The 12034-nt window shown below is 39.2% G+C and carries 11 protein-coding genes and 2 pseudogenes; 12 read left to right on the plus strand and 1 reads right to left on the minus strand.

Annotated elements, in window-relative coordinates; translation table 11 throughout:
* Nucleotides 1–571: 571 nt before the first annotated feature.
* The 9 genes and pseudogenes from asnB to G5B06_RS17730 all read left to right on the plus strand — a co-directional run bounded on the left by asnB (nt 572) and on the right by G5B06_RS17730 (nt 9583).
* A pseudogene (gene asnB, locus G5B06_RS17690) lies at nt 572–2431 on the plus strand (asparagine synthase (glutamine-hydrolyzing)).
* 478 nt (nt 2432–2909) lie between these two features.
* Entirely contained in the window at nt 2910–3149 is a 240-nt protein-coding gene (locus G5B06_RS17695; protein ID WP_005423104.1) for a hypothetical protein, read from the plus strand.
* A 21-nt stretch (nt 3150–3170) separates the two neighbouring features.
* Entirely contained in the window at nt 3171–3722 is a 552-nt protein-coding gene (locus G5B06_RS17700) for a hypothetical protein (RefSeq protein WP_118071920.1), read from the plus strand.
* 575 nt (nt 3723–4297) lie between these two features.
* Nucleotides 4298–4855: an RNA polymerase sigma factor gene (locus tag G5B06_RS17705; RefSeq protein ID WP_059085740.1), complete on the plus strand. Its 558-nt coding sequence runs from the start codon at nt 4298–4300 to the stop codon at nt 4853–4855.
* Nucleotides 4852–6243 carry a DUF4179 domain-containing protein gene (locus tag G5B06_RS17710; RefSeq protein WP_118071921.1) on the plus strand — a complete coding sequence of 464 codons (1392 nt, stop codon included), beginning with the start codon at nt 4852–4854 and terminating at the stop codon, nt 6241–6243. The genes G5B06_RS17705 and G5B06_RS17710 overlap by 4 nt, the downstream gene beginning before the upstream one ends.
* 155 nt (nt 6244–6398) lie before the next feature.
* Nucleotides 6399–6836, plus strand: coding sequence for a helix-turn-helix transcriptional regulator (locus G5B06_RS17715; RefSeq protein WP_070100277.1), 438 nt, complete (start codon nt 6399–6401; stop codon nt 6834–6836).
* A 10-nt stretch (nt 6837–6846) separates the two neighbouring features.
* Nucleotides 6847–7404 (plus strand): signal peptidase I, encoded by a 558-nt coding sequence (gene lepB, locus G5B06_RS17720; RefSeq protein ID WP_055066335.1) that lies wholly within the window; start codon nt 6847–6849, stop codon nt 7402–7404.
* Between the two features lie 487 nt (nt 7405–7891).
* Nucleotides 7892–8221, plus strand: a complete 330-nt coding sequence (locus G5B06_RS17725) for a PadR family transcriptional regulator (RefSeq protein ID WP_055066334.1) — start codon at nt 7892–7894, stop codon at nt 8219–8221.
* Between the two features lie 3 nt (nt 8222–8224).
* Complete coding sequence (locus G5B06_RS17730; protein WP_118071922.1) at nt 8225–9583, plus strand: FtsW/RodA/SpoVE family cell cycle protein; 1359 nt, start codon at nt 8225–8227, stop codon at nt 9581–9583.
* A gap of 47 nt (nt 9584–9630) precedes the next feature.
* On the opposite strand, the pseudogene G5B06_RS17735 reads toward G5B06_RS17730, so the two are convergent.
* Nucleotides 9631–10502, minus strand: a pseudogene (locus tag G5B06_RS17735) (helix-turn-helix domain-containing protein).
* Nucleotides 10503–10741: 239 nt separating this feature from the next.
* Here G5B06_RS17735 and G5B06_RS19860 point away from each other — a divergent pair.
* The 3 genes from G5B06_RS19860 (at nt 10742) to G5B06_RS19865 (ending at nt 11612) form a co-directional block, all read left to right on the plus strand.
* The gene (locus G5B06_RS19860; protein WP_005423092.1) at nt 10742–11164 is read left to right on the plus strand and encodes a group II intron maturase-specific domain-containing protein; all 423 of its coding nucleotides are present in this window, start codon (nt 10742–10744) and stop codon (nt 11162–11164) included.
* A gap of 110 nt (nt 11165–11274) precedes the next feature.
* The gene (locus tag G5B06_RS19125; RefSeq protein ID WP_227235000.1) at nt 11275–11448 is read left to right on the plus strand and encodes a glycosyl hydrolase family 95 catalytic domain-containing protein; all 174 of its coding nucleotides are present in this window, start codon (nt 11275–11277) and stop codon (nt 11446–11448) included.
* Nucleotides 11445–11612, plus strand: a complete 168-nt coding sequence (locus G5B06_RS19865; protein ID WP_005423089.1) for a hypothetical protein — start codon at nt 11445–11447, stop codon at nt 11610–11612. Before G5B06_RS19125 ends, G5B06_RS19865 begins: the two co-directional genes overlap by 4 nt.
* Nucleotides 11613–12034: the final 422 nt, after the last annotated feature.

Here is a 12034-nt window from a genome sequence, read left to right on the forward strand (position 1 = left end):
GACCATGGGAGGCATCGCTGGCGGTGGAGAAAAACAGGATAAGGAAAATGGTGTCATGATCATCAGAAACAGCTTCCCGCAACTGGTTGATGTAGATAACCTGCAGGCGATACATTTTGGGAACATTGACCAGTGGCTTGAAGTGCGGGAATAATAGTTTTTTCGGTGATACAGAAAAATCCTCCCATAATTAGATAATGAGAAAATAGGTAACCATACAGTCGGAAAAATGGCTCTGTAACAAAAGACCGTTTTTCCGGCTTTTCATTTTATCAGCAGTGAGGCATTCACACCGTTTGAAAATCTGTAAGAACTGAGTCATTGAGGTATGTCATGACGGGTAATCAAATATATGACATAGATTCTGCAATTGTAGAAAATAAGATTGACTTTTTGATTCTACAGATGTAAAATTAGAAAAGATTTCTACATCTGTAGAAAAATAGGGAGAACACAAGCTGAAGCGCAGACTCACAGACCACTATGATTACGATGTGACTATGTGGGATTCAATTGTGGTAAAAGAGTTGCTGCAGCGTATAAACTACATCAAATAGATACGGAGGATAAAATGTGCGGAATCTGTGGATTTACAGGTTACAGACAGGATCAGAAGACAGTAATTGAAAGGATGATGAAGGCCATTTAGCATAGGGGCCCGGATAGTGAGGGCTCTTTTTGCAGGGAGAAGATCACGCTGGGCTTTCGAAGACTTAGTATTATTGATTTAGAAGATGGGCAGCAGCCTATGGAAAGTGCGGACGGAAACCTTCATATTGTTTTTAATGGAGAAATCTATAATTATAAGGAACTGCGGGCAGAACTTGAGGCTTTCGGCATTTCTTTCTGTACTCATTCTGACACGGAGGTTCTGATAAATACTATTCAGCAGTATGGGGAGAAGGCACTGGATAAGCTCAGGGGAATGTTTGGGTTTGCTGTATGGAATGAACAGGAGCAGAGTTTGATGCTTGCAAGGGATTTTTTTGGAATTAAGCCTGTGTACTATGCCGAAATAGATGGACACTTTGTATTTGCTTCTGAAATTAAGAGTATCCTTGCATTTCCAGGCTATGAAAGGAAAGTAAATCAGAAGGCACTGGAGCAGTATTTGTCATTTCAATATTCCCCTCTGGAAGAAACTTTTTTCAGGGGGATTTATAAGCTTATGCCAGGTCATATGCTTTTATATAAAAACGGAAACTATGAGATAAAGACTTATTTCAAAACAAAGCTTGCACCAGGCCAATGGGACCGTAAGACGAATATGGAGCAGCTGCGGAATCAGCTTGCAGAGAATTTAAAGGATTCAGTGGAGCACCATATGTTAAGTGATGTGGAAGTCGGCGCGTTTTTATCCGGGGGAGTGGATTCCGGTTATCTGGCTTCTTCCTCTGGTGCAGATCAGGCATTTACAGTGGGATTCGATGAGGGAGACCGATATAGTGAAGTAAACAAAGCTGCCAAAGTGGCAGAAAAAGCTGGTTTAAAACACCATGTGAAAATCATATCCAAGCAGGAATTCTGGGATGCCCTTCCAGATGTTATGTATCATATGGATGAGCCCCTTGCTGATGCTTCTGCCGTTGCACTCTACTTTCTCTCAAAAGAGGCTGCAGGTCATGTCAAGGTTGTTCTTTCCGGAGAAGGAGCAGACGAGCTTTTCGGTGGATATAATATTTACAGAGAACCGGAATCATTGAAAAAAATTGCCTGGATTCCATTTGGTGTCAGACGTGTAATTGGAAAACTGGCTGCAAAGCTGCCGGATGTGAAGGGACGAGATTTCCTTATCCGTGCAGGAATGAAAGTGGAAGAACGTTTCATCGGAAATGCATATATTTACCGTGAAAAAGAGAAAGCGCAGATTTTGAAAAATAAAGTAACAGGACCTTCCACACAGGAATATTTAAGACCATTTTTTAAAGAACTTGAGTCAGAAAACAGAGGATCACTTCGAGACATGGAAAAAATGCAGTCTGTAGATCTGAGATACTGGCTTCCTGGCGATATTTTACAGAAAGCAGATAAAATGAGCATGGCACATTCATTGGAAGTCAGGGTACCATTTCTGGATAAAGAAGTTTTTGACTTTGCAGCAAAGCTTCCGAAAGAAGCCAAGATTGCAGCGGGTACAACCAAATATATTTTCCGTAAAGCTGTTTCAGAATTTCTTCCACAGGAAACCGATGAACGTAGGAAACTTGGTTTTCCAATTCCAATCCGTGTGTGGCTGCGGCAGGATGACTGGTATCAGAGGGTAAAGGAGTTATTTACCTCGAAAGAAGCAGAAGAGTTTTTTCATACAGATAAGCTTCTTTTACTTCTGAAAGAGCACAAAGAGAAAAAGGCAGATAACAGCCGTAAAATCTGGACAGTTTTGACATTCCTTATCTGGTATGATAGATTTTTTGCTACATGTTCGAAGTGAGAGAGTTGGTTATGAGACGGTAAAAATATAAATATACGAAAAATCCGTTGACAATGGTATTTGGGACTTTTATGATAAAACTCTATTTGTTTGTATAGAAACTTTCGGATTATTGGAGGAAGAGTTTAAGGAGTATGTGGATGGAAATCTGAAAGATCTTACGGTTTTGGATGCTTTCGACTCATTGTTCTTAAATGGAAAGGCAAATCAGGAAGCGCAATTTCAGCAGTTTGCTTCCTTGGAAATCCACAATTGCAATCTGTGGCATCTAGGAAAGGAGTTATATTACTATCCTGTATATTTGTTGGATTTATTCTTTTGTTACTTTACAGAGAAATATTTGTTCATCTTAGCATAATTTACAGAAGAGAAAAATATAGTGCAGGTAGTAGTGTAAGAAATGTGATCGAACCAAAAGACCTTGGGATGCAGTCCGATTGTGACGATGCATGCAACTGGGATGATAAGGAGAATATTTATGATTGAAGCTGTAGCAGTACTTCTTTTTTTTATAGTTGCAGGAACTCTATGGGGGATAGTAGAAACTTTTAAATATAGGAAAAATTTTTCAAGAAACTGTGAAAACGGACAAATCTCCACTATTAAAGCGTACCGAATAAAGCGACGTGGATCCTGGCGGATTTTTGGTGACCGTATTCTAGATGAAAAATCGTTTCTGGTAATGAGGGAAAAGGAGTCAAAGTTAAAAATTCATTAATTCAATAGCGGGGTATTTTAAATGGCTGAACAAAATGTTTTTAATCTGATGCAAAACGATGAGATTGGGATGTTGTGGAAAAAGATATATCAATTACATCAAAAAACCAAAATTTATCTACTTACAGCCGAAGAAATATCAGAAAATGGGGATGCATTGATTCAGCCATTAAAAGAGCACCGGGATGCATATGATCATATTGTAAGGATTTTTGCAAGCACAACCAAAAAAGTGCCGGAAGGATACGATTACTATTCTTATATCAAAGGAAACCTTGAGAAAGCATATGGACATGAGTATCGTGCTTTTTTTGATACGGCAGACTGGCTTGCATACAATCTGCGGCATAATTTAAGAGAGCGCATAAATGTGATTCCATATAATAAAAGAAATCAATTAATCCCAAATTGCAAAGAAACAATCAAATTATTGAACCAATACCCATTTGAAATTTCTAATCTACGAAATGACAAGGATATAGTAAAAGAGTCTGACTCGGATGAGACAATAAAAGAATATGAAAATTTGCTTAAGCAATTAATAAAGTTATATAAAGAAATTGATTCAATTTGATGTTGCTACTAAAAACAATTAATAGACTGATTGATCGTCGAAAGGTATCTGTTTGTCCATATCAGTGATATGTTACTCCATAAGGAGAGTTCAGGAATATGTAGAATATTACACTTGCTAAAAAATCTGAGTGCAGAAGCGGCAGACCTTTTTTACAAGTGTAATACGGTTTTACTTTCAAGAGTGACTCAACGACTTGAATAATTGTGCGTCGCATTCTCGTTATTTCAGTGATGAGTTAGACGTGCAAATCTTTTCTAAAAAATACAAATAGAGGGAGTTTTATTGGACTAAATATTTTATAACAGCAGTTGCAGCCGGTATCTCATGATTTATAAAATGAGAATATCGGCTGCTTTTCATTATTTTTACCTCTAAAAGGTAATCTTCTGAAAACCAAAACTGTAGTTTGGATCTCAACTGAAAAAAATTAAATTTTTTTGTTACCATCCACTATTTTTTACGATATATAATATGAATGGAAATTTTTTTATTCAAAAAGGCGCCTTATCTGTTGCTGGTCAGATTATGGACAGTGACTTTTATCTTAAAGAAACCCGGAGGACAACCTGTAAATGAATGATGATGAAATTATAAACCTGTTTTTGAAAAGAGATGAGAATGGAATTATAGAATTGAGTACTAAGTATCATCCCTATTGCTACAAGATTGCCTGGAATTTATTGGCGAATAGAGAAGATGCCGAGGAATGTCTGAATGATACCTGGTTTTCAGTATGGTCACAGATTCCACCTACGCATCCTCCTGTATTGGCACACTTTTGCGGTCGGATTACAAGAAATCTTAGTATTGACTGCTTAAGGAAAAAGTTTGCAGGCAAGCGCCCGGATGTTCATATGGCAGATGTTATGGAGGAAATGGAGCAGCTAAATGTAACTTATACCGTGGAAGAACAGCTGGCGGAAAAAGAACTGATGGAAACCATAAATCGTTTTTTGGAAGAAATGTCTCCAAAGGACAGAAATATTTTTGTACGAAGATACTGGTTTTTAGATCCTGTTTCTGCAATATCCAAAAGGCATCATATGTCAGCGGGAAGCGTGAAAATGAATTTATACAGAAACCGGAAAAAGCTGTTGAAACTGTTGGAAAAAGAAGGAGGACGCATATGAAAAAGTTTGATTTTTCAAAAGAATTTGGTAATATTGATCCGAAATATATAGAGGAAGCAGAGCGGGAATGGAGTGAAAAAAAGGAAAACCGGAGACCAAAAGGGTGGAGCAAAGCAGCAGCTGCCTGTGTGATCGTCACCTTGGGTTCTGTTATCTTTTCTAATCCACATATCCAGGCTGCAATAAAAAATATTACATTGTCCATAGGAGAAACCCTTGGTTTCCCAAAAGGCATTGAATCTTATACGGAAGTGTTGAATACCTCTAAGGAAGACAAAGGAATTACTGTAACATTAAAAGAAGTTGTTCTGGATAATGGGGTTCTGTTAACAAAGGTGCATGCAGAAAAAACATCTTCCGGGCAAAAGGACACGGATGATGTCCAGGATGACTGGACCTTTGCCAATACACAGCTTGACATTGATTATCAGAAAACTACAATAAATGGACAGAAAATTGAAGAATACGAAAGCGGACACCTTCTGCCATATTCGGACGAAGATTTGCTAAATACTGGACTGGATGAAAATGTCTATGATGCTGTTCTGGAATCCCGGTTTTCCCTTGATGGTGATTTGGGAGAAAATCCAGAAGTACATTTGGTACTCGGTGCCTATCAAAATGAAAATCTTGGCGAAGATTATTTCGCAGAGTTTGAGTTTGATTTTTCTATTCCCCATGAGGAGCTTATGAAACAGACAGTTCATAAAAAGCTGGAAGATGTTTCTGTTAAAACAGAAGAAGGAACCGTAAAATTAACAGACTTTTCCATGAATAAACTGCAAAGTATAATTAAGGCAGAAATTCCGGAAGAACTTGAGGAAAAGCTGTATAATGGTAATGAGATGATGCTTATGGGGACAGACAGTAAAGGAAATCAGGTACAGTATGAACTGCGCAGTAATTCGGCAGCAGATGGTAAAACTCAATGGAGTTTTAAAACCAGTTTCTGGGGCATGTATCAGCTGGATTCTGACGGTCCGGTTCTTTTGCTCCCGGATATTGACAGCGATTATCTGGAATTACAGCTTTATACCAGAGAACCTTACATGGCTGCTGCAGACACTGTCTGGGGTGATGACGATTTTGTAGAAATTGGTGAGACTACAGAAGAGGTAGAAGAAGTTCCAGAGGATACTTTGGAGGGAGAAAATCCGTCAGATGCAGAGGATCAGGTTGAAACTCAAATTATCGGAGGGGCAGATGCTCCCACAGAAGTAAGGCTTCAAGACGATACAGACCAGAAAGAAAATACCGACGCAGCAGATAAAACGGATGAAGATTACGGAACCGAAGAAAGCGCATATTATGATGGAGCTACAGGTGAAATCACTGCAGAATCCGGCTGGACACCTGTCGGGGATAAAATAAGGATTCAGATTAAGTAGAGAAACGTGAATCTGTTTTCAAAAATCCCATGTCAAAGAAGCTTTGCATACCTGTTTTTTCGCTGTAAAAGGTAAATTGCTTTTCATTTGGCAGAAATTTTTATATAATCCAAGTGAGAAAGCAAAACCGATTGGAAGAACAGGAGCAGAGCAATATGAATATTGGAACGCAGATACTAAAAATACGAAAAGAAAAGGGACTGACCCAGGAGGAATTTGGAAAAATATTTCATGTTACCAGACAGACTGTGTCTAATTGGGAAAATGAAAAGAGCTATCCGGATCTGCAGATTCTCATAGACATCAGCAACCGTTTTGATATTTCTCTCGATGTCTTAATAAAGGAAGATGTCAAAATGGTAAAAACCATGGATAAAGAAAGAGTGCTTGGATCATTGAAACGGGAAAAGTCTGTTATTGACTTTTTTACAGGTGCAGGAACTGGAATTGTAATTTCCTGCCTGTTTTCAGCTGATACAATGGTCAGAACGGTTACCATTGTATTAGGCGTGGTCATGATCGGAATTGGCTGGTACCGGGAAGCAAAATATGACAAAAGATTGTTCAGATATATGAATAATGAAGAACGGTGAGGTGGAGAGCATGAAAATCTGGCGTGAACTGTTAGGCTATGTGAAATTGATTGTAATAGTAGTGGCAATTACTCTGGTTATCAATAATGTTGTTTTGATTAACGCAAAAATCCCTTCACCCTCCATGGAAAAAACACTTATGGTGAAAGACCGCCTTTTCGGCTTTCGGCTTGCGTATGGAATTAATCTTAATCTGTTCGGTTATGAAATTTCTGAAAAGTTCAAGGACCCGGAGCGATTTGATATTGTAATATTCAAATACCCAGATGATGAAAGCCGTCTTTTTATCAAAAGAGTGATCGGACTGCCGGGAGAGGTAGTGGAAATTAAGGATGGGAAAGTTTACATTGATGGTTCACCCACTCCATTGGATGACTCTTTCATTCCGGAGAAAATGATCGGAAGTTATGGTCCATATACAGTTCCGGAAAACAGTTATTTCATGCTTGGTGACAACCGGAATGATTCGAAGGATTCACGTTCATGGAAAAACAAATTCGTGCGATTTGACCAGCTTGTGGGGAAAGCTATTGTAAGATACTATCCATCTTTCAAGTGGTTAGGATAATAAGAAACGCGAATATCAGTGGCTTATTAAGCACTGGAATATTCGCGTTTTTTATTTGATATCACTAAGATTATATATTTTCAAATATATGTAATCAGTTGGCCACATGATCAAGTTCTTTACAATACGCATTGGGAGGATTGCAAGGAAGTCTTTTCCGTAGAGCATGTCCAGCCGTAAGGTATTTAACAGAATATATAGCAAGAATTCTCCTTCCTCTACAGGTAGGAGATGAATTGCAAAATAAAAAAACATTTGTTCTACAATGCAAATCGTGGTATAATGAATGATTTTCTATAGTTTTTCTATACTTCAAAATACGTGAAAGTATAGTATCTATGCGGATAATCAAAAATTAGATATAAAATATAAAATTTTTGATAAATCTTATTGATATATTGACAAATAACGTAAAATAATCTATTATATAGACAACCGATATATAGAACGTCGATATATAACTTATTCTAAGAAGGGGGTGGGCCAGATGGCTATTGAAAGAGCGCTGGTTTCAGGAAGTATGGCAATGCTTGTAATGAAACTTTTGTCTGAAAAGGATATGTATGGATATGAGATGATCGACACACTGAGGCAAAAATCTCAGAATGTATTTGAGCTGAAGGCAGGAACTCTTTATCCATTGCTGCACAGCCTGGAAGAGAAAGGACTCCTGACAGTATATGAACAGGATGTAGCTGGAAAGACCAGAAAGTATTATAGCCTTACCAGACAGGGAAGAGGATTCCTGGAAAAGAAAATAGAGGAATGGAAAGAGTATTCTGCAGCAGTGACCAATGTGCTTATACTGGAGGTGTGAGTTATGGATGAATATCTGAAATTATTGCTGGAACAGATTCGCTGCACAAAAGCCAGACCATACATAAAACAGGAACTGCAGGATCATATGGAGGATCAGATTGCGGAAAACATGAAGGCAGGCATGGATCATGAACAGGCAGAGAAGGAAGCCGTCAGAGACATGGGGGATCCTGTGGAAACAGGAATCTCCCTTGACAGTATCCACAGACCTCAGGCTGCATGGAAACTTTTGGGAATGATTATATTTATCAGCATTGCAGGTGTTCTGATACATGCAGGGATTTCCGGAAAAGCCAGTGAGAATGCGGCAGCCGGTTCTGACAGATATGTGTTTCATGTTATGATCGGGCTGGCTGTCATGATGATTTTGTATCTGCTGGACTATACCGTACTGGCAAAATTTTCAAAAATAATTGCAGCTGTTTTATTGTCCGTCTGTTTGCTGGTTATATTGGAAGGAGGCCAGGTAAACGGAGCAAGGATTTTTATATCACTGCCAGGAGGCAGAAGAGGCATGGATGTACAAAAACTGATGCTGTTTTATGTCCCCATATATGGAGCAATTTTATATAAATATCATGGGTGGGGATATAAGGGACTGATAAGAGCAATCTTATGGCTGATTGCTCCAGTAATATTAGTTTACAGCCTGCCGGCACTCAGGACAGCTTGTGTGATGCTGGTAACTATGCTGACTATGTTGACGATCGCAATCAAAAAGGACTGGTTTACTGTCAGAAAGAAAAGAACTATCTGTGGAATCTGGGCTGTGTTTTTGACCGCGCCCATAGCAGCTTTCCTGGGTATGTACCTGAGAAACAGGCTGGCGGAATATCAAATTGCGCGCATACAGGCGATGTTTTCCAGTGGTAGCGAAACAGACTATCTCACAAAAATGTTGCATTCACTTTGGAGACAGAATAAGCTGATCGGGAAAAGCAAATCAGATGTAACGGGAATCCTGCCAGCATTTAACGCGGATTATATTCTGACCTATCTGTCATCTGTATATGGAATAATTGCAGCTATACTTTTGTGCTGTGTTCTTGCGGTTCTGATTTTTGCAATCTTTAACACTGCGTTGCGACAGAAAAATCAGCTGGGTATGATGATGGGATGCGGGTGCGGAATTGTATTTCTCATCAGTTTTTTGATAAATGTCCTTGAGAATCTTGGCGTATTTCCGCAATCAATAACATTTCTTCCGTTTTTTTCAGCCGGAGGAAGCTGTATTATAATTTCTTATGGACTCATGGGGATCGTGCTGAGTACTTACAGGTATAAGAATATTTATCCGCGACATCCTGAAACAGGCTTTATGTCCATTAATTCTAAGGTAAAAAAGTATCGTAATATTTAAAACCAATCAAAAACGCTGAGAATTGCTCCCAGCGTTTTTGGTTGGTTTTATTTTGGACAGTTTTCTGCATTCAGCACCAGCTGCTTGCGGAACTGTGAAGGGGACATGCCACACTGTTTTCGGAAAAATCGGCTGAAATATAATGGATTTTCGTACCCGACCAGGTTGGCTATTTCTGTGATATTATAATTGGTCGTTTCCAGAAGCATTTTTGCATTGGTAAGCCTCAGAGACTGCACGTATTGAGCAGATGTAGTATTGGCATACTGACGGAAGTTCTGGATGAACCAGCTGATACTCATATTGTGGGAAACAGCATAGTCCTCAATACTTATAGGTTTATTATAATGCATCCGAAAGTACTGTGCAGCCTGTTCCATATCGTTCATGTTCTGAAGGTTCTTTTTACGTGGCTTTTGCAGTGCTATTCTATGGAGGCTGATCAGGAGAATCATGAAATAATTTATCAGCATCTCCTCGTAATCAATTCGCTGCAGATTCAGTTCCTCGATCATAGACATAAATAGATTTTTGTACTCAATGGAGATACCGGTATAAATAATGCGGGTATCGTCGGCAATCCCATATCTTCTTAGAAAGTTCTTTACATTATTTCCAGTAAAGTGAACCCAGTAAACTTCGGTCTGATCCGCTCCATAATAATAGCGTTGTTCCTCACGTGGACGGTAGAGTACCATATTGCCGGCTTCTACAACAGTAGGTTTTCCATCAAAATAAAATGTGCCCGTCCGGATGCGATGTAAAGAAGCTGATAATCAAGCCGGTCTTTCGGGCGGTGGGTAGGAAGCTTTTCTACGGTGTATAGATGATAAGTACCGCAGCTTCCAATAAACAGGGGATGTTTTTTATCCATAAAATCAACCCTGGATTTGTGATAGTATGCTGATAATGTATACAAGTAATGTCTTCCTTGTCATATTGCACAAAATACAACAATATGAATTATGCAATTTTACGATTCTACAAAATATTGTTAAAAAATAGTTGGCTATTATGTAAAAGTATAACATTTTGTGCATGTTTTGGCGAATGTTGTTTATGTATTTTTTTATAATAAAAAAGTATAATGATAGTACGACAAAAGCAAAATATCTGGGATTTGCTTTTTATTATCAATTTTAGGAAAAGAAATATAGGATGAAAGTTCCGAAAAAGTCATTGGATAAAGTAAAGAAGAAAGTCAGGAAACTTACGAGCCGCAAGTGGAGCGTGAGTAATTCATACAAAGCGAAAAAGATAGCAGAGGTAGTAAGAGGATGGATTAATTACTTTAAAATTGGCTCAATTCTTACAGTAAGCCGAAAACTTGATACAGTAATCAGGTATAGATTCAGGATGTGCATATGGAAACACTGGAAAAATCCAAAAACCAGATATAAAAATTTGGTAAAACTGGGTATTAGTAAAAAGAATGCAAGGTGTGCGGCGGGATTTCATGGATATGCCCGAGTGTGCCGTACAAAAACTGTTTGTTATGCGATGTCAAATGCACGTTTGAAGAAATTTGGTTTACTCTCAGCCGAGGAATATCTTTGTAAAGCGAGATGTCAAGTTAACTGAACCGCCGGATGCGGAACCGCATGTCCGGTGGTGTGAGAGGTCGGCGGCAAAAGCCGTCTCCTACTCGATCAAACCAGCTCCGTTATACCAGGGAGGAAAATATCTCCTGTGTGGGAGGCGGCATTTATCCCAACATGTTGTGTGCACACCCTCCGTTCCAGATCGATGGGAATTTTGGCTTTGCAGCTGCAGTTGCAGAGATGCTTATCCAGAGCAGGAAAGGGCATTTCCTGTTGCTTCCGGCACTTCCGGATGAGTGGAAAGACGGAAAAGTCGGGGAATGAAGGCACAGGGTGACATCACAGTTGATTTTGAATGGAGAGAGGGCAGGATACACAGGGTTCGCCTCTGTTCTTCCCGTGAGCAGAAAGTAACGCTGGAATGCAATGGAATTTCGAAAACAGTATTTTTAAAACCTGATGGGACAGAGAATATGATTTTTGATTGATCTGTCCTGAGGGCCTGGAAATCATAGACAGTGGTAAGTAATGGGGTACAATAAAATACAGCCAATCGATTTTGCCAGAAACTATTGATATTTCTTAGGGTATCGCATATAATATAGTTAAACCAAAAGGTTTCGTGTAGCGGCACGTAAAAGCTGTACTGTGCCCGGGCAGGGTAATTACTGGGACTATTTGATACTCGGAAGGGTATTACGCCCACACCAGGGAGATACGGTGAGTCCGCGCCGGGGACTTAATGATACCGGCGACATTTTAGACGTTCGGAAGGATGTCGCGGCTGACAGCCAGCATAAAACCGCTTTTTAAGATTATGGGCACTGGATAACAAAAAGTTGTCCGGTGCTGTTTTTGTGTGACAGTAAAAATAAACCCCCTGCTATGCAGGGGGAGGGAAGATCTTTAG

It is taken from the genome of Blautia luti, assembly GCF_013304735.1.
Lineage (GTDB): Bacteria > Bacillota > Clostridia > Lachnospirales > Lachnospiraceae > Blautia_A.